The sequence below is a fragment of the Pseudomonas sp. HLT2-19-2 genome (genome assembly GCF_054898005.1).
The window spans coordinates 1,105,789-1,124,529 of the sequence record NZ_CM142712.1 but is presented as its reverse complement, the minus strand read 5'-3'; the positions used below and the strand labels follow the sequence as shown (position 1 = coordinate 1,124,529).

Below are 18,741 nucleotides of genomic sequence, written 5' to 3'. Positions count from 1 at the left end.
TGCTGACTCTCGCGCAATGGGTTGGGCAGACCGGTGTACAGCTTCAGCCATTGGTTGATGCCTTGCGAGAAGCTGTTCTGGCCCAACGAGTTGTCCATGCTGACGAAACTCCGGTGCAGATGCTTGCGCCCGGAGAGAAGAAAACTCACCGCGCTTATGTCTGGGTTTACTGCACCACGCCGTTCTCGGCGCTTAAGGCAGTGGTTTATGACTTCAGCCCGAGCCGCGCCGGTGAGCATGCACGTAACTTCCTCGGCTCGTGGAACGGCAAGCTGGTGTGCGACGATTTTGCTGGCTACAAAGCCGGTTTCGAGAAGGGCATGACCGAAATTGGTTGCATGGCCCACGCACGCCGCAAGTTTTTCGATCTGCACGTGGCGAATAAAAGTCAGTTGGCAGCACAGGCACTGCACTCGATTGGCGGCTTGTACGAAGTTGAACGCCAAGCGTGCGACATGAGTGATGAGGATCGCTGGCGGATACGGCAAGAAAAAGCTGCGCCGTTAGCGAAAGCGCTGCACGACTGGATGTTGGCCCAGCGCGATCTTGTACCCAACGGATCAGCGACGGTCAAAGCCTTGGATTACAGCCTTAAACGCTGGGTCGCGCTGACGCGCTACCTGGAAGATGGGGCCGTGCCCATCGACAACAACCCAGTCGAGGTGCGACACGAAGTCGCTTACAGAAGTTGTTCCCCTTGGAGGGAACCACCCGTGTCACCGGGTGAATCTAGAAGGCTGAATCAAGAGCGCCTTTGACAATGTAACGAGGCACCGCAAGGTGCGGGGTACCAATCGCGAGAGGCGTACCCTTCTGGCAGCCATAGCCGGATGAGGGCTAGATAGTCGGTACGGTGAACACATGTGAATCTGCGCAACGATCGTTAAGTTGAGCGAGCGGAAATGGCTTATACGCTCGAACCAAAAGGTAACGGAGGTGGGAATAGCGTCTTTCGACTACGCGTTCGTGACCCACATGCCTCCCGGTCGATAGCAGGCACCTAACCCGACGTACTTCAGTAAGCGGAACGTGGAAATCCCGTATCGCTCCCATTGGGAAAGCAGTTTGCAAAAACTGCCCATGGCGGTGCGGGCGAAGGAACGAGGAAAAAGCGAACGCCGTCCTGTAATGGGTTGGATAGAGGTTGAAACATCACTTCACGCGAAAGCGGGCAGACGTCCTCATGGTCTCTCTTCACACGAGAGTAGGTAGAACCCTTTCAACGGAAGGAGAGCAAATGAACGCAGCAGCATTGGCGTGTGCACCTTCCGGCACGTCGTGGGACGGCATCGATTGGATCGCCGTACAACGTCGTGTCAGAGGGCTGCAAGCGCGTATTGTGAAGGCTGTACAAGATGGCAGACATAACAAGGTGAAAGCCCTGCAATGGCTGCTGACTCACTCGTTCAGCGGCAAGGCATTTGCCGTGAAACGGGTGTCTGAAAACAAAGGCAAAAATACCCCCGGCGTGGACAAGGTTACTTGGAATACGCCTAGGGCCAAGCTCGGCGCGATAGAGTCGTTGACGCGGCGAGGTTACTCTCCGCTCCCGCTTCGGAGAGTCCTCATTCCGAAGAAAAACGGCAAGACTAGACCTCTCGGAATTCCCGCGATGAAATGCCGGGCCATGCAGGCGCTTCATTTGCTGGCTCTGGAACCAATAGCGGAAACCACCGCCGATCTGAACTCTTATGGATTCAGGCCGGAACGTTCAACTGCGGATGCCGCCGCACAGTGCTTTGGTGTGCTGTCACGAAAAGCAAACGCGGAGTGGGTGTTAGAGGGCGACATTCAAGGCTGTTTCGACAATATCAGCCATGACTGGTTGATCGCCAACATCCCTATGGACAAGGCCATTTTGCAGAAATGGCTCAAGGCCGGTTACGTCTACCGAAACGAACTATTCCCCAGCCACGCCGGAACACCGCAAGGAGGTATCGCGTCCCCGGTGTTGGCGAACATGACGCTGGACGGGTTGGAAGCGATGCTGGCAATGAGGTTTCCCAATGCAAAGTGGACAGCCCGAAAAATGCAGATGGTGCGTTATGCAGACGACTTCATCATCACTGGCTGTTCGAAAGAGTGGCTGGAGAATGAAGTCAGGCCCGCCGTGGTTGAATTCCTGGCAGAGCGTGGACTAGTCCTCTCTCCGGAAAAAACCAAAATAACGCACATAGGGGACGGGTTCGACTTCCTCGGATGGAACCTGCGCAAGTACAACGGCAAGCTCCTGATCAAGCCGTCCAAGGCGAACATCGGGGCTCTCCTTGCCAAGTTGCGAGAGTTGATCAAGACCAACAAAACGATACGACAGGCGAACTTGATAGGTTTGCTCAACCCGGTTTTACGGGGTTGGGCAAACTATCACAGCCATGTCGTCGCGAAGAAGGTCTTCAATCAGGTGGACAGCGCAGTGTGGGAAATGCTCTGGCGATGGGCGGTACGTCGCCACCCTCGCAAAACACGCCGATGGGTAAAGGATCGATATTTCAAAGTACAAGGGGCGCGCCGTTGGGTGTTCTCGTGTACCGAAAAATCAGCCGATGGTCGGAAGCGTCAATACACGCTAGTAGACGCCTCAGACACGCCGATTGTGCGGCATATCAAGATTAAGGCTGCTGCCAACCCTCACGACCCTGCATGGGATGAGTACTTTGAATCCCGCTGGGGCAAGAAGATGCTCACTTCCGTTAAAGGTCGAGCCAAGCTGTATCGGGTATGGGTGCAACAGGGCGGCAGGTGCCGCGCCTGCTTCAAGCCGGTGACCAAAGACACGCCGTGGCACAGTCGCCATGTTGTGAAGCTAGGTCATGGCGGGACGGACGCAGCAGCCAATCTTGAGATCTACCACCTGCGCTGCCCGAGGGATGTGCAATTTGCCTATGCCGATGATGTTCAACCGGGTGCCTAGAGGCGCCTTAGCAGAGGCTTGAGCCGTGTGCTGGGAAACTCGCATGCACGGTTCTTAGGGGGTTGGACGCGGGCAACCGCGTCTGACTACCCGACAATCAGATCTGGCCGTGGGCGCTCGGGCGTTCAAACTGGTTGTTTGCCGGGTCGCTTCGCAGCGGCAAACGAGCGGCGGCGATCATGAGCTTGATCCAGTCAGCGCGTATGAATGGGCATGATCCGTATGCCTATCTCAAAGATGTGCTGACGCGGCTGCCGATGCAGCGAGCGAGTGAGATTGACCAACTGCTGCCGCATCAGTGGGTATCTGCCTGAGTCATGCAAGGTGACTTCGGCGGACGCTTACGTAGTTCCGAACGTACGGATCTGTGCGGGGGCGGCAGGCAACTGCCGTCCCTACCGCGACCGACGATACGCTTAATATAGCTCAAGCAAAATTACTGCGAATCGTAGCTCTCCCACCACGCTTGGCAGCGTAAAGGGCTGTGTCCGCTGCGAGCACTAGCTCGGCACCGGTCTTTATGGCTTTCCCATCGAAAGTGGCCACACCAATGCTGATGCTCAGGTGTTCACCAGTTGGTGTGACGTTTTGTATTTGTAAAGACTTGACGGTCTCCAGGGAGCGCTGTGCGATGACGAGGGCATTAGAAAGGCTGGTATGCGGCAATAAAATCACAAATTCTTCTCCACCGTATCGAGCGGCCATGTCTGAAGCGCGATTAACGCTGCCCCTAAGGGCTTGGGCTACACGGACCAGACACTTGTCACCTTGGAGGTGGCCCTGCGTGTCGTTGAGATTTTTAAAGTGGTCAATATCGATCAATAGCAGCGACAGAGGTGTTTGATGTCGCTTCGCTAATTCGACGCTTAACTGAAGTGCTATGTCGAACATCCGTCGGTTAGCTATGCCAGTCAGACCATCGCTGTAGGAAATGTGCTCCAACGTCCGGTTAGCCGTCATTAGCTCTTCTTGCAGCAAGATGTAACGGCTTTGCACAAACGCACTTCGGATCGCAGACACCGCAAATACCGCTATCACGACCCAGAAGCCTAGCCAGGGGTGACTTTTGCCAATGATTACAGCCAAACAGATAGTGACTGCGGTCAAGACTGCGGGGCCAATGTTGTCGATTATTAATGCAAACCTGTTTCGCTGATCTGCGGCTTCGACCTCTTCAGGAGTCAACCGGGTCAGGAACCACAGTACTAGGTAGGGAAGAGCGATTAGCACATCGTGGGGGCCAGGCTTGGATTCATAATAGAGGTTGTAGAAGCATATGATTGGCTCGAACAACAAGATGAAGACAGCAAGCGTTCGGTCGAAGTGGCTGCGGTAGGAGTTCGTTGATCGGCCGATAAGCCTGGCAATGTATGCGTCCGGGCATCACGCCTTGCGTGATTAAACCGGCTGCCACTTATGCGGAAGCAACTGCTCGATTTCACTCGCCCGCTGCGTCGGCAGGCGCATGAGAACATCCTTTAGATAGGCGTACGGGTCATGACCATTCAGCCGCGCAGACTGGATCAAGCTCATGATTGCCGCCGCCCGTTTTCCGCTGCGTAGCGACCCGGCGAAGAGCCAGTTCTTGCGCCCAAGAGCCCATGGTCGGATCTGGTTCTCCGCCCAATTATTATCAATGGGTACGGCCCCGTCATCGAGGTAGCGCGACAGCGCTGCCCAGCGTTTCAGGCTGTAATCGAGCGCTCTGCTGATAGCCGAACCTTCGGGCACAAGATCACGCTGGGCGATCATCCAGGCATGCAGCATACCCATCACCGGTACGGCTTTTTCTTGCCGTATTCGGCACCGTAAATCCGGCTCCAGATCGCGCACTTCGCTCTCGATTTCGTACAGCAACTGGATGTAACGCAGGGCCTGCTCGGCGAGCTGGCTCTTGTTAGTAGCGTGCAATTCGAAGAACTTGCGCCGGGCATGGGCCATGCAGCCGATCTCGGTCACGCCGAGTTCGAAGCTGGCCTTGTAACCGCCAAAATCGTCGCAGACCAGCTTACCTTTCCAGCCTTGCAGGAAGTTGCGAGCATGTTCACCGGCGCGGCTGGGACTGAAGTCGTAGACGACAGCGGCTGTTTCGCAAAATTGGCTGGTGGCGTAAGCCCAAACATAAGAGCGGTGGGTTTTCTTCGAACCCGGAGCGAGCATCTGCACCGGTGTTTCATCGGCGTGGACGACCTGCTGCCCGAGCACTACGTTGCGCAGTGCATCGACCAGGGGCTGCAACTGCACGCCAGTAACCCCCACCCATTGAGCCAAAGTCGAGCGTGGAATCGCCAAGCCGGCACGACCAAAAATCGATTCCTGACGGTAAAGCGGAAGATGATCAGCGAACTTCGCGATCATGACGTGGGCAAGTAACCCAGCAGTCGGGATGCCCTTGTCGATGACCTGCGCCGGTACGGGGGCCTGGATCAGCGTTTCGCAGTCATCGCAAACCCACTTGCCACGAACGTGGCGTTCGACGGTAAACACGCCGGGCGTGTAGTCCAGCTTTTCGCTGACATCTTCACCGATGCGCTTGAGTGCGCAGCCGCATAGGCAGTGGGTGTTGTCCGGTTCGTGATGGATCAACATGCGTGGGAATTCTGCCGGCAATGCGGTGCGCTTGGGCTTTTGCTTTGTTTCGGTCGCCGCTGGCGCTATTTGCAAGGCTTGAAGCTCAGCCTCAATCGCCGCGATATCGGTATCGATCAGGTCATCAAGCAGGCTGGCCTGCTGCGGATTCATCTGCTCGCTGCGCTTGGCAAACTTCAAACGCTTGAGTTGGGCGATCTCGTGGGTCAGCTTCTCGATCACCGTTTGATCGCGGTTGATCTTCTTACCCATTGTTTCGACGGTCTTGCCCATGGTCTCGACTTGCGACAGCAACTGCGCAGCGAATGCACGCAGTTGGTCGGGATTCATTTGATCGAGATTGGGCGAGGAAGTCATGCCCTGGATTTTACCAAAGCAGACCGCTTGCGACAGCAAGCCAAGACGCAAATTAGAGTTTTTAAAGCAGTGTGATTGCCCCGCCAGCTCCAACGCGTTGCCAAGGTAGACCGAGCACCAAGGCCTGAAGTTGCTCGGTATCCAGCTGCATTTCGCTGCCTTGTCGAATGCCTGGCCAGTGGAACTTGCCTTGGTTCAGGCGACGTGCAGCCAGCCAAACGCCAATCCCATCGTGTACCAGCACTTTCATGCGATTGGCACGGCGATTGGCAAACAGATAAGCGCAGTGCGGCTTCGCCGCACCGAACACCGCGATCACCCTGGCCAGCGCAGTTTCAGTGCCGGCGCGCATGTCCATAGGCTCGGTGGCGAGCCAGATAGCATCGATGCGGATCATGGCGTGAGCCCACGGACAAAGCGGGCGCAACTTTCAGGATCGGAAGTCGGCCATTTCACTGTGAGCGTTTGCTCGCCAAGCGACAGCTCAATAATGGCCATCGCTTCTGTCTGCCGTTTGGGCGTGGGTCTCAATGGAACGAAAGCCGGCAACGCCGCTGGCAATTGATCCCGGTAAAGCGGCAGCCACTTGCGGATCACGTTGGCGTTGATGCCGTGACTGATGGCAACGCTGGATAGAGTCGCGCCCGGTTGCAGGCATTCCTGAACAACCTGGGCCTTGAAGGGTTTTGGATAAGAGCTTCGTTGGCGCATGGAAATCCTGACGTTAAGGGTGATCGCGTCCGCTTAAAAATACGCGGACACCATCGCCCTTAATGCTGGAGTTCGGAAGGTGACTTGGCCGGACGCTTACCTGGCAATGGCAAACGCTACTAGCGCGGCGTTCATCAGATTGAAAGTGAAGACCAGCTTGTCCGCTGGTACTGGATCTGGCATCTCACCGCTTAATGGAAATACGTCGAACAACACAATGTAGCTTAGGAAAAGACACATGATGACTAGCGCAGCATCCGTCCAAAGAAACCAGCCTGACGGCGGCTCTTCTTTCGACCATGTCACTGCCAGCAGTGCTGCAATGTAGTTCAGGACATAAAAGTAATCAGAGATATTGGCTTCGTCATAACTCGCGCCATGCCATCGATAAGCCCATAAGCAAGATATTGTGTTCACTGCCGTCAGCGCGCAAGCGAGCGCGAGGTATGACCAACCAAAACTCACTTTGGAGGCTTTGCGGATTGCAATTTTGAAGCAACCCCACGCGGCGAGCAGTTCGGCGATTATTTGAAAGGGGGCAGAGGCTAGGTCTTCAACATCTGAAGAGATGGAGACGACAAAAAAATGGGAAGCGAGAAAGCCAAGGATCAACAACAAATCTCGATGGCTGGCACGGTTTAGAGATATATGCAAGGTGGCACCTCTTCATGTCAGCAATCATATTCTGAAAAGCCTGAAGGGGCCTTGATAAACTGGGCGACTATGCGCCGACAGACGATTACTGGCAGCCACGTTCCTCGGCGGCCTTGCGCCTTTTTATACTACTGACGACTCGTTGCCATCCGTTTTTAGCTAAAGGTCTAGTTTTTTACAACTGATCAGTGAAGTGGACGCTTTCATAGAGTTCGGCGGGCACTGCGATTCAGCAAGCAACCCCAAAAAAATGACGTAGAGATTACGTCTCCTGAGTAGCGGCATCACGTTGGTGATCCGGAATGCCAACCGTTGCCATGCGCATGACAAGTACACGTCTAAAAAATATATCGTATGAGGCGCTGGAGCAGTAGCCCTCCGAACGGCAGATGACCGTATAAATCCTTGCCGTGTAATTCTTCAAGGTGTGTTCTGAGGACGGTTACATATTAAGAGCCATTGCGTCCGCTTTAAATTAGGCGGACAACCATCATCATTAATGCTGAAATTCGGATGTGACTTGGCCGGACGCTTACATCCCTTCAGATACCTCGCGAAGTCACTCACCATGACATTCGCTGAGGCCAGCGATTCACAGGCGTATTCCAGCAACGTTTGGTTGTCGATTTCCGGGGCTATAAAGAAGATTGTGCTGGGCTTGCGTGGGGTCTGGTTGAGTTTTTCTGGATCGATTGATTCGGACGCAGCAGCCGAATCAATATCTGGCGGATTAGGCGTGACCTTATGCATATGCTGACTCTCTTGGCTGGGAGCCGCAGCCTTTTCGCGACTAAACGAAGGGTGGCGGCTATGTGCAGGTTAGTCGACCGGTGAGAATCAGCATTGCCGGCGCGCCGAAGCGCCCTGCGCACAGCCACCATTAAGAACAAGTACCTGACTGAACGGAAGCTTGTGCATCAATGTGAAAACATTGCTGGACGGCTCTGTCAGCGCTTACGGCTTCTACACGGGCGGAAAAAAAGACTGGGAATTCGTCCCTGTCATCAAGGCCACCCAGAAAGGCGAGAAAGTTTGTTGCTGACATCGGCAACGGGATTGGCCTTACCTGGACGCCTGCGGTAAATCCCGATGACGTACTTGGCATTCCCGCCCTGGCCGGCGCCCCGCAACTACCGTTTGTGTGGGTATACCCGCCCACCGAGCAAGCCAACAAGGCATTAGTGAACCCGGAGCATCCGCCCGAGTATCAGGATGCGATCAACTGGTTCCCTGCCGACCAAAAAAAGGCGGTGGGTTACGCGATAGATGGAAAGATGAAGACGGTACGATCTACGAATGGGACTCTCAACATGGGGCGCTGGAGAAGTACAACAAGCGTGGCAAACACCTCGGTGAGTTCAATCCGGACACGGGGGCCCAGACAAGGCCAGCAAATAAAACCAGAGCGGTTGAGCCATGAAATACGAACTGAAGTTTCAGATTTACGGAATACCTGAAAACGGTGACTTGGCTGTATTCGAGGTGGATTTGTCCCGGACCGTTACCACGGATGCCCTGATGCCGATAATGGCTTGGCATGAAGTAGAGGATGCCATGGCAAGCCATCTACTATCCGCCGGGCAGGTTGCAGCCATTGAGAATCTCGCAATGATTGAACTTCCCAAGGACCTAATGCTGTATCTCAGCAGTTACGAGTGAGCCTTGAATGGCGCGCTACAACAACGTCAGGCGCCATAGTTACAACGGTTACCACTCACCTGTAGCAGCGGAAAGTTGGCGGCGTGAGAACCGAAAAAAATGTCCAAAATTACTGGACCAGTTCAGCTTGCTCCCACAGGGTTGGGTGTCAGGCGGTGACAGGCTCCAACGCCAGCTCAACAACTTCCGGCCGCTTGAGCAGCGCATACGCCACCGCCGTCAGCAAACTCCCGGCCACAATCGCCAGCAGATACAACAGTGCATGGTTGATCGCATTCGGGATCGCCAGCACGAACAACCCGCCGTGCGGCGCCATCAGTTTGCAGCCGAAGTACATCGACAGCGCACCGGTCAATGCACCACCGGCAATGCTCGCCGGGATCACTCGCAACGGGTCCTTGGCGGCAAACGGAATCGCGCCTTCGGAGATAAAACACAGCCCCAACACCAACGCCGCTTTACCGGCCTCGCGTTCAGCCTGGGCGAACTTGCGTCGCGCAATAAAAGTGGCGATACCCAAGCCAATCGGCGGCACCATGCCGGCCGCCATGGTCGCGGCCATTGGCGCATAGCTTTGCGACGCCAGCAGCCCCACCGAGAACGCATACGCGGCTTTGTTGATCGGCCCGCCAAGGTCGACGCACATCATCCCGCCGAGCAACACACCGAGCAGAATCGCGTTGGTGGTGCCCATGCTATCGAGGAAGTGCGTAAGCCCTTCGAGCATCCCAGCCACCGGTTTGCCCACCACGTAGATCATCACCAGACCGGTGAACAGACTCGCCAGCAACGGGATGATCAGAATCGGTTTCAATGCCTCAAGACTTTGCGGCAAGCGCGCATAACGATTGATCGCCTGCGCCGCGTAACCGGCGATGAAACCGGCAATGATCCCACCGATAAACCCAGCGCCCAGGGTGCTTGCCAGCAGACCGCCAATCATCCCCGGCGCCAGGCCTGGACGGTCGGCGATCGAGTAGGCGATGTAACCCGCCAACAGCGGCACCATCAGCTTGAACGCGGTCTCGCCGCCGATCTGCATCAGGGCTGCCGCGAGCGTGCCTTCCTCCTTGAATGCCGTGATGCCAAACACAAACGACAAAGCGATCATCAGACCGCCTGCCACCACCATCGGCAGCATGAACGACACGCCCGTCAGCAGGTGTTTGTAGACGCCGGTTTTCTCTTGCCTGGCCGGACCTTTGGCACCGGTCGATGCGGTTTCCTGCGTGCCTTCGGCCAACGCTTTGTTCAGCGTCGCCTCGGCTTGTTTGAGGGCGATGCCGGTGCCACAACGGTAAATCTTCTTGCCAGCAAAACGCTCGGTGGCGACTTCGATGTCCGCCGCCAGCAACACCACATCCGCATCGGCAATGGCGTCGGCGCTCAACGGATTGCGCGCACCGACCGAACCCTGGGTTTCCACTCGCAGGTCGTAGCCCAGACGTTTTGCCGCTTGCTGCAAGGCCTCGGCGGCCATGAAGGTATGAGCGACGCCGGTCGGGCATGCGGTGACTGCAACCAGTCGCGGCGCATTTTTTACCACGGCAGCAGGCTCGGCGACGACGTCGGGGGCCACGTATACCTGAGCTTCTTCAGCACCGCGCCGTAGCACCGCTTCAACATCTTGCAGGGCTTGCGCCGGCGTGCTTTGGAAGACCCGCTTGCCGACGAATCGCGACATATCCACAGGCGCGCTGGTCACCAGCAAAACCCACTCGGCCGCCTCGATCGTGGCCGCCGACAATTGGCGTTCAGGGTGCGCGGCATCGTTGACTTCGACACTGGTGCTCCAACCCTGACGCTGGGCCGCTGCATCGAGCAAACGGGCGCACAAAACGCTGGTGACCATGCCATTCGGGCAGGCAGTAACAATCGCTAACTTCATTACAAACCCTCTTATTGTTCTGTCAGGGAGCGCATGCGCACGCCCTGTTCGAGTCGCGCCAACTGCGTGGCGTCGCCAATACCGAAACCGATCTGGGTGACCGCCATCGCGGCAATCGCCGTGGCGGTGCGCAAGGTCTGTTCAGGCGTGTCGGCGCTGAGCAAACCGTGGAGCATACCGGCCAATAACGAATCGCCTGCGCCCACCGTACTGACGACACTGACCTTGGGCGGCGTGGCATGCAGCGCTGAGCCGACACTGAACCAGTTCACTCCGTCGGCACCGTGGGAGATCACCACATGCTCGATGCCTTGGGCGTGCAGACGGCTAGCCGCTTGCGCCTGGGCGGCCACCGAGACCACATCGCAGCCCAGCGCGTCGGCCAGTTCTTCGGTGTTCGGTTTTATCAACCACGGACCGGCGTTGAGCGCTGCGCGCAGGGCTTCACCGCTGGTGTCCAGCGCCACGTTCAAACCGAGATTTTTCAAACGCACAATCAACGCCTGCAACCATTGAGGGCTGATGCCTTGAGGCAGGCTGCCGGCAACGACGACCGCGTCATGCCCCGGCGCAATCTGGTCGAGGCGATCGAGCAATGCCTGCTGCGCAGCTTCACTTACCAAGGGTCCGGGACCGTTGATGTCGGTGATGCGCCCATCGCTTTCCGCCAGTTTGATGTTGCTGCGCGTCTCACCCGGAACACGGATAAACGCGTCGACAAAACCACGTTTGGCGAACAGGGTTTCGAACGCTTGAAGGTTGTCCTCCCCGAGGAAACCGCTGACCGTGAGCTGATGCCCGAGGTCCGCCAGCACCTGCGCCACGTTCACGCCTTTACCGGCGGCGTGGGTGTGCATCTCGTCGCTACGGTTGACCTGACCGGGTACAAGAACCGGCAACTGGACGGTGAGGTCCAGCGCCGGGTTGAGGGTCAGGGTTAGGATCTTGGCCATTACAGGGCCTCCACTAATGCGCGCACTTCGTTTGCGCTGCCCACGGCCAGGGCCTGCTGGGCAAGGATTTGGGTCTGGGCCAGGTTGAGTTCGCGAATCCGCGCCTTGACCTCGGCAATGCTGCGACCCGACACACTGAGCTCATCCACGCCCAGACCGACCAGCACCGGCACCGCCAGCGGATCGGCCGCCAACTCGCCGCACACGCCGACCCACTTACCGTTGGCATGCGCCGCGCGCACGGTGATGTCGATCAGTTGCAGCACAGCCGGGTGCAAGCCGTCAGCCTGGGCCGACAAGGTTGGATGACCACGGTCGATGGCCAGGGTGTATTGGGTCAGGTCATTGGTGCCGACGCTGAAGAAGTCGACCTCTTTGGCCAGCACCGGCGCCAGCAATGCAGCCGACGGCACTTCAATCATGATCCCCAGTTGCAGGTCGGCAACCGGAATTTCCAGACGCAGACGTTCGGTCATGTCCCGAGCCTGGCGCCATTCGTCGACGCTGCCGACCATGGGAAACATGATCCGCAATGGACGGTTGTCCGCAGCGCGAAGCAAGGCACGCAATTGCGCTTCCATGATCTGCGGGCGTTGCAGGGTCAGGCGAATGCCGCGCACTCCGAGGAACGGGTTTTGTTCTTTCGCAATCGGCCAGTACGGCAGCGGTTTGTCGCCGCCGACGTCGAGGGTGCGAACGACCAAGGGACGACCGGCCAGGCCATCAAGGACGCGGCGGTATTCGACTTCCTGGGTCGCCTCGTCCGGCGCTTGCGAGTGGGCCATGAAAATCAGTTCGGTGCGCAGCAGGCCAATCCCTTCGGCGCCCTGCTCCACCGCACTGGTGACCCCCGCGCTTTCACCAATATTGGCGAACACTTCGACCGCATGACCGTCGGTAGTCAGCGCCGGTTGATGGCGTTGTTCGGCGGCCGCTTTCAGGCGTTGCTCGCGGGTGTCGCGCTCTTCGGTAGCGCGCTGCAAGATCACCGCGTCGGCGTCCACGTGCAGGCGGCCGCGTTGACCATCAATCAGTAACAGCGTGCCCGGCGCCAGCAGCAGCACGGCCGGGCCGGCGCCGACCAGCGCCGGAATTCCCAGGGCTCGGGCGACAATTGCGCTGTGAGCGGTGGCGCCGCCACGGGCGGTGAGGATGCCGGCGACGCGGGTCGGATCAAGGCGGGCGACATCGGACGGACCGACTTCATCCATCACCAAAATGTACGGTTGCTCAGGCTCGCTCGGGGTTTGGACGCCACTCAACTGCGCCAATACCCGACGACCGATATCACGCAAGTCGGCGGCACGCTCGGCGAGCAAGGCGTCCTGCAGCGATTCCTGTTGTTTGGCCGCCGCTTCAATCACCGCCATCCACGCCGCTTCGGCGCTTTCGCCTTGCTTGAGACGGGTGTCAACTTCATCGGTCAATTCCGGGTCGTCGAGCATTTCCTGGTGAGTGATGAAAATCTCGCGAATGGCCTTGGACGTGCTGCGTTCGATCAGGCCTTCGATGTCGCGACGCACGTCTGCCAACGCCTGTTTGAGGCGCTCGCGCTCGATGGCGGCAGACTCACCGCGCAGCGGGTAATCGATAGTTTGCAGCACTTGAATGTGCGCCGGGCCGATGGCGATGCCCGGTGCGGCGGCAATGGCCTGAACCAGACTGCCGGACGCTGGCGCGAGGACCACTTCGACCACATCGGCAATCACTTCGCGCTGTTGACTCACGGCTGGCAGCGGTTCGATTTCTTCACCGAGGCCTGCTTCGATGGCGGCCAACAAGGCGGGCAAGGCGTCGGCGGCGATGTTCGGTTCGGCGACAAATTCCAGCACCTGACCGCGACGGGCGCCGAGGCTGAGCAGTTTGCTCAAGCTCTTCACTGACACCGCGCTGTCCTGGCCGTCGACAATGCGCACGCGAACTTCGCCTTCAAAACTTTTCGCCAGTTGCGCGAGAATCTTAGCCGGACGCGCGTGCAACCCGTGGGCGTTGGCCAGCGCGATGCGAGCGCTGGGCCAATCGGCCGGCAGTTCACCGCCAAGAACTTCGAGGACTTTACGGCTGCTGGTGGCGCGGCCCAATTCGTGGCCGCGACCTTCGATCAGCAGCGCACAAAGGCGTTCGAGCAATGCCTGATGGGCTTCACCGAGGCTGGCCAGGCAGAACAGGCCACTGAGCGGCTGGCCGAGGTAGCGTATGGGTTTGTCCGGCGTGACGAACGCCAGGCCCGGACGCTTGACCGTTTGCTCGCTGTGCAACCACCACAGGCCGTCGCCAAGCGGCAGCGCTTCGACTTGTTGCAACACCGCAGAGAAACCGTTGCTCACACAGTCGGCCTGACGCAGCAAACGTGCGCCACGCCAAACCAATTCTTCAAAATCATCGGCGGATACGCCGAGGCCGATCATCTGCGCATCCAGCGCCAGTTCTTGCGGCGCGCCTTGCAACAGTTTCAACAAGGCTTCGGCGGAACTGGCGCGGCGCAGCGCCTGGCCCAAGTCGGTTTCACCGAGGGCACGGGTCAGCAGTTGCAACAGGCGCAGGTGTTCGTCGGATTTGGCCGCAATACCAATTGCCAGGTAGACGATCTGACCGTCCCCCCAATCCACACCCTCGGGAAACTGCATCAGCCTCACGCCGGTGGAAAACACCTGATCACGGGTTTCCGGCGTACCGTGGGGGATGGCAATACCTTGACCGAGAAAGGTCGAGCCCTGAACTTCGCGCGCCTGCAACCCGGCGAGATAACCCTCGTCCACCAGGCCATCGGCGACCAGATGCTGGGCCAGCAAGTGCAACGCTGCGGACTTATCCACAGCCGACTGGCCCATGGAAATCTGCTCTATGGTGAGCTCGAGCATACTTTCTCCTTTTTGGCGTCTTCGGACGCCAGGTATTGTTTTGAACGATTCAGCCTGCTGAAACGTTTAATCTAGAATGATTGGCACGTTACTCGATAATGTCTCATCCTTGAAGTCCGATTGTCGGATGCATTGCGACAATGGTCGTCTGCCTGAATCGGGTAGGATTGGTGAAAATGTCGGGGCAAACTCGAAAAAAATAAGGAAATCCCGGGTTGAAACTCAGTGATATCGCCCAGTTGGCCGGTGTGTCCGTTACCACCGCCAGCTATGTCATCAATGGCAAGGCAGAACAACAACGTATCAGCAGTGCTACCGTCGAGCGCGTGCGCGCGGTCGTCGAACAACATGGCTTTACGCCCAATCCCCAGGCTGCCGGGCTGCGCAGTCGGCACACTCGCACCTTGGGTTTCATTCTGCCGGACCTGGAAAACCCCAGTTACGCACGAATCGCCAAACTGCTGGAGCAAGGCGCCCGGGCACGCGGCTATCAATTGCTGATCGCCAGTTCCGACGATGCGCCGGACAGCGAACGGCAGTTGCTGCAACTGTTCCGGGCTCGACGCTGCGATGCGTTGATCGTCGCCAGTTGCCTGCCGGCTGGCGATGACAGCTATCGCCAATTGCAGGCCAAGGGCACTCCAATCATCGCGATCGACCGGGTCATGGAGCCTGAGCATTTCTGCTCGGTGATCAGCGATGACCGCGAGGCCAGCCTGCAACTGACCCGCAGTCTACTGGACCCGCTGCCCAAGCAGATCGCACTGATCGGCGCACGCCCCGAACTGAGCATCAGCCAGGAGCGGGCGGCAGGTTTCAAAGAGGCTTTGGAGGGGTTCAAAGGCGAGGTGCTGATCGAGCACGGCGAGTCGTTCAGCCGTGAGTGCGGCAAGCAGTTGATGAACGAATTGCTACAGCGGCTGGGTCATTTGCCGGATGCACTGGTGACCACGTCCTACGTGCTGCTTCAGGGCGTATTCGATGCCTTGCACGATTTCCCGCTCAAAACCCGTCTACTGCGCCTCGGCACCTTCGGCGACACGCAGTTGCTGGATTTCTTGCCGCTGCCGGTCAATGCCATGGCCCAGCAGCATCAGCTCATCGCCGATAAAGCCCTGGAACTGGCCCTGGCCGCCATCGAGCAATCGAATTACCAACCCGGCGTGCAGGCCATCGCGCGGACCTTCAAGCAGCGTATTCGCCAGGACTGAACCGTGGAGCTGATCGACAGCCACACTCATCTGGATTTCCCGGTCTTCGACGCCGATCGCTCGGCGCTGCTGGCCGAGAGCCGCGCCCTCTGCGTGCGGCGGATGGTGGTGCTGGGGGTTTATCAGGGCAATTGGCAGCGGGTCTGGGATCTGGTGCAAAGCGATCCCGACCTGCATGCGGCGTTTGGTTTGCACCCGGTGTATCTGGATGATCATCGTCCCGAAGACCTGACGGCACTCGGCGACTGGCTGACTCGGCTGTCCGGCCATCGGCAGTTGTGCGCCGTGGGCGAGATCGGTCTGGATTACTTCATCGAAACCCTCGATCGCGAGCGCCAGCAGGCGTTGTTCGATGTGCAGCTGCAACTGGCAGCGGATTTCAATCTGCCAGCGCTGGTTCATGTGCGACGCAGCCATGCGGCGGTGATTGCCACGCTTAAACGGTTCAAGTTGAAACGCGCGGGGATCATCCACGCCTTCGCCGGCAGCAAGGAAGAGGCTCGTGAGTACATCAAGCTTGGTTTCAAGCTTGGTTTGGGCGGTGCTGCGACTTGGCCTCAAGCCTTGCGCATGCACCGGGTACTTGCCGAGTTGCCACTTGAATCGGTAGTGCTGGAAACCGACTCACCGGACATGGCGCCCGTCATGTTTCCCGGCCAACGCAACAGCCCGGCTCACTTGCCGGCGATCTGCTCGGCACTGGCCGGGATCATGGCGATCAGCCCTGAGCAATTGGCCGCCGCCAGCACTACCAATGCCTGTGAGCTGTTCAACTGGCGTTGATCACACCCGAAACGCGCTGATCAGCTGTTTGAGCTCAACCACCTGAGCCGACAACGCACGACTGGCATCCTCGGTCTGGTGCGCCCCTTCGGCGGTGCGTTCACCCGCGCGGTTGATCTCGACAATATTCTGGTCAATGTCGTGAGCCACAGCAGTCTGTTGCTCCACCGCCGCGGCGATTTGCTGGTTCTGATCGACGATCATGCCGACGGCGCCGAGGATGTTCTCCAGCGCTTGCTGAACCTTTTCCGACTGCCCCACGGTACCGTTGGCCATCTGATGACTGGTACCCATGGCCTTCACCGCAGCGCCGACACCGCTGTGCAGCTTGATGATCATTTGCTCGATTTCTTCGGTCGATTGCTGGGTACGTTTGGCCAGGGTCCGGACCTCATCCGCCACCACCGCAAAACCACGCCCCTGCTCACCGGCCCGAGCGGCTTCAATGGCCGCGTTGAGCGCCAGCAGGTTGGTTTGCTCGGCGATGCTTTTGATGACTTCCAGCACGCGGCTGATGGACTGGCTATCGCTGGCCAGTTGATTGATCACCAGCACCGACTGATCAATCTCACTGGCAAGCGCAGCGATGCTGCCCTGCTGGGACTCCACCAGCCCGCGACCGCTGATGGTCTCGTCATTGACGCTGTGGGCGCTACTGACCGCCGCTGCGGCACTGCGCGCCACTTCAAGGGAGGTGGCCGACATCTGGTTCATGGCCGTCGCGACCTGCTCGATCTGCGTGCGCTGCCCCGCCACGGCCTGGTTGCTCTGGGCGGAGACGTTCTGCACCTGCCCGGCTTGGCGCTCGACCTCGCCGACGGTCTGCCCCACTCGCTCGATCAGGTCATGGATTTTCTTCACGGTGCCGTTGAACACCTCACCCAACTCGCCCAGTTCATCGCGGCTGTTAGCGCTGAAGGTCTGCGTCATGTCACCCGCCGCCACCTTGTCCATCACTGCGCCAAGACGCTTGAGGGTGGTGCGGGTCGAGGCGTAGAAGCCGCCGTAAAGGTAAAAAATCAACACAAACACCACCGACAACGCCACGGCCTGCAAGACCATGTGGGTGCGGTTCTGCTCCAGTCGCTGTTGTAACTGGGTACCGAGAAAACTCAGGGTGGCTTCATTAAGTTGGTAGGTCTGGTCCATCAAGCCCGTGACCTGATCGTAAAAGCCCTGCCAAGGCGTATCGAGCGTGTCGGCCATCACGACCTGCTCTTCGAACAGTTCACTGGCCTTTTTCAACGACACCTTGCTGCTATCGGCCTGAGCAGCCAGGGTTTCCCGTGCCGCTTTGCTGGAACCGAGCGCGTCCTGCAACTTCAGCGCATATTCGGCCTGCAGTTTTTCGATCTGCACCAGCAACTCATCAAAACGGGTACTCGATGCCGAGTTGAGAAAGCCCTGCCCCAGCGAAAAAGAGCCCATCGCCCGGCCTTCACCCAGAAGCTGGGTAACGGGCGGGGTGACATTGGTAATGAGTTCGCTCAGCTGGCGCATGTCGCTCTGAGTGTCGCGGCTGAGGCCGGCCTGACTGGCGATGATCTGACTGAAAATCTGCGCATTGCCGAGCAACTTGCCGATCATCCCACTTTTACTTTGCAGGGAGCTTTCTGCTTGTTGGGACTTGAACGCGGCGATCATTTCATCGCGTTTACCCTCGAAAACGATGATCTGCTCGGGGTCAGTGGTCATCGCCGTCAGCCCTTGCAAACGGGTCAGCACACTTTGCTCCAGGGTACTGATCTGCGACTCGACATTGCCGGCCTTGCCGGACTGACCGAGGGTGACGTTGATCTGTACCAGGTTGTTCAGGGTTTCCAGATCCCGCCGTAACGTCAGGCTGCTACCCAGCAGGTCGAGGCTTTGCAGTTCGACGCGGGTGCCCTGGAATTCTCGATAAGAATCGCGCACCAGATAGAAGTTGGTCACCAGCATCGGCACAAGGAACAGCACGCTGATCAGGCTGAACTTCATGCCAAAGCTCAGGCGGTTCATTAGCGCGACAGCGGGATAGAGCAAGCTCTTCACTGGAGATCTCCCTTTGAGTTCTTATTTTTATTGGCAGGCGCGGATCGAAAGCAGATAGCCACTATTCGACGCTAACTCTGTATAGCTTAAATCGGCGGGAGGTTTTGTAACTTAAGGTTAACGACGGCGCACG

15 protein-coding genes and 3 pseudogenes are annotated in these 18,741 nt (G+C 58.1%); 8 read left to right on the top strand and 10 right to left on the bottom strand.

Annotation, left to right across the window (positions count from 1 at the left end; all coding sequences use genetic code 11):
* Positions 1–5: 5 nt before the first annotated feature.
* The 3 genes and pseudogenes from tnpC (ACYZTU_RS05165) to ACYZTU_RS05155 all read left to right on the top strand — a co-directional run.
* Positions 6–662: pseudogene (gene tnpC / locus ACYZTU_RS05165) on the top strand (IS66 family transposase); the annotation flags it as partial.
* A gap of 575 nt (positions 663–1,237) precedes the next feature.
* On the top strand, positions 1,238–2,911 hold the full coding sequence (gene ltrA / locus ACYZTU_RS05160; protein WP_461968496.1) for a group II intron reverse transcriptase/maturase: 1,674 nt from the start codon (positions 1,238–1,240) through the stop codon (positions 2,909–2,911).
* 92 nt (positions 2,912–3,003) lie between these two features.
* Positions 3,004–3,225, top strand: a pseudogene (locus ACYZTU_RS05155) (transposase domain-containing protein); the annotation flags it as partial.
* A 112-nt stretch (positions 3,226–3,337) separates the two neighbouring features.
* Here ACYZTU_RS05155 and ACYZTU_RS05150 read toward each other — a convergent pair.
* The 6 genes from ACYZTU_RS05150 to ACYZTU_RS05125 all read right to left on the bottom strand — a co-directional run bounded on the left by ACYZTU_RS05150 (position 3,338) and on the right by ACYZTU_RS05125 (position 7,972).
* Positions 3,338–4,141 (bottom strand): GGDEF domain-containing protein, encoded by an 804-nt coding sequence (locus ACYZTU_RS05150; protein WP_461968494.1) that lies wholly within the window; start codon positions 4,139–4,141, stop codon positions 3,338–3,340.
* A 168-nt stretch (positions 4,142–4,309) separates the two neighbouring features.
* Positions 4,310–5,857 (bottom strand): IS66 family transposase, encoded by a 1,548-nt coding sequence (gene tnpC, locus ACYZTU_RS05145; protein WP_461964104.1) that lies wholly within the window; start codon positions 5,855–5,857, stop codon positions 4,310–4,312.
* A gap of 61 nt (positions 5,858–5,918) precedes the next feature.
* Positions 5,919–6,254 (bottom strand): IS66 family insertion sequence element accessory protein TnpB, encoded by a 336-nt coding sequence (gene tnpB, locus ACYZTU_RS05140; RefSeq protein WP_461964106.1) that lies wholly within the window; start codon positions 6,252–6,254, stop codon positions 5,919–5,921.
* Positions 6,251–6,568: an IS66-like element accessory protein TnpA gene (gene tnpA / locus ACYZTU_RS05135; protein WP_461964108.1), complete on the bottom strand. Its 318-nt coding sequence runs from the start codon at positions 6,566–6,568 to the stop codon at positions 6,251–6,253. Before tnpA ends, tnpB begins: the two co-directional genes overlap by 4 nt.
* Before the next feature lie 96 nt (positions 6,569–6,664).
* A complete protein-coding gene (locus ACYZTU_RS05130) occupies positions 6,665–7,222 on the bottom strand; it encodes a hypothetical protein (RefSeq protein WP_461968492.1) in 558 nt (185 codons plus the stop codon).
* A gap of 420 nt (positions 7,223–7,642) precedes the next feature.
* The gene (locus tag ACYZTU_RS05125) at positions 7,643–7,972 is read right to left on the bottom strand and encodes a DUF6124 family protein (RefSeq protein WP_461968490.1); all 330 of its coding nucleotides are present in this window, start codon (positions 7,970–7,972) and stop codon (positions 7,643–7,645) included.
* A gap of 166 nt (positions 7,973–8,138) precedes the next feature.
* Here ACYZTU_RS05125 and ACYZTU_RS05120 point away from each other — a divergent pair.
* The 3 genes and pseudogenes from ACYZTU_RS05120 to ACYZTU_RS05110 all read left to right on the top strand — a co-directional run.
* Positions 8,139–8,460 (top strand): annotated as a pseudogene (locus ACYZTU_RS05120) (S-type pyocin domain-containing protein); the annotation flags it as partial.
* A complete protein-coding gene (locus tag ACYZTU_RS05115; protein ID WP_461970963.1) occupies positions 8,364–8,642 on the top strand; it encodes a colicin E3/pyocin S6 family cytotoxin in 279 nt (92 codons plus the stop codon). The pseudogene ACYZTU_RS05120 and the gene ACYZTU_RS05115, both read left to right, overlap by 97 nt.
* A complete protein-coding gene (locus ACYZTU_RS05110) occupies positions 8,639–8,881 on the top strand; it encodes a pyocin S6 family toxin immunity protein (RefSeq protein ID WP_461968488.1) in 243 nt (80 codons plus the stop codon). The genes ACYZTU_RS05115 and ACYZTU_RS05110 overlap by 4 nt, the downstream gene beginning before the upstream one ends.
* Positions 8,882–9,029: 148 nt before the next feature.
* On the opposite strand, the gene ACYZTU_RS05105 is transcribed toward ACYZTU_RS05110, so the two are convergent.
* The 3 genes from ACYZTU_RS05105 to ptsP are packed head-to-tail and all read right to left on the bottom strand — an operon-like array spanning position 9,030 to position 14,583.
* Positions 9,030–10,769, bottom strand: a complete 1,740-nt coding sequence (locus ACYZTU_RS05105) for a PTS fructose-like transporter subunit IIB (RefSeq protein ID WP_461968486.1) — start codon at positions 10,767–10,769, stop codon at positions 9,030–9,032.
* Positions 10,770–10,780: 11 nt separating this feature from the next.
* Complete coding sequence (gene pfkB, locus ACYZTU_RS05100; RefSeq protein ID WP_461968484.1) at positions 10,781–11,722, bottom strand: 1-phosphofructokinase; 942 nt, start codon at positions 11,720–11,722, stop codon at positions 10,781–10,783.
* Positions 11,722–14,583, bottom strand: a complete 2,862-nt coding sequence (ptsP, locus tag ACYZTU_RS05095; RefSeq protein ID WP_461968482.1) for a phosphoenolpyruvate--protein phosphotransferase — start codon at positions 14,581–14,583, stop codon at positions 11,722–11,724. Before ptsP ends, pfkB begins: the two co-directional genes overlap by 1 nt.
* A gap of 215 nt (positions 14,584–14,798) precedes the next feature.
* On the opposite strand from ptsP, the gene cra reads away from it, so the two are divergent.
* Entirely contained in the window at positions 14,799–15,794 is a 996-nt protein-coding gene (cra, locus tag ACYZTU_RS05090) for a catabolite repressor/activator (protein ID WP_461968480.1), read from the top strand.
* 3 nt (positions 15,795–15,797) lie between these two features.
* On the top strand, positions 15,798–16,577 hold the full coding sequence (locus tag ACYZTU_RS05085) for a TatD family hydrolase (protein WP_461968478.1): 780 nt from the start codon (positions 15,798–15,800) through the stop codon (positions 16,575–16,577).
* Here ACYZTU_RS05085 and ACYZTU_RS05080 read toward each other — a convergent pair whose 3' ends face one another.
* The gene (locus ACYZTU_RS05080) at positions 16,578–18,608 is read right to left on the bottom strand and encodes a methyl-accepting chemotaxis protein (protein ID WP_461968477.1); all 2,031 of its coding nucleotides are present in this window, start codon (positions 18,606–18,608) and stop codon (positions 16,578–16,580) included.
* Positions 18,609–18,741 lie beyond the last annotated feature (133 nt).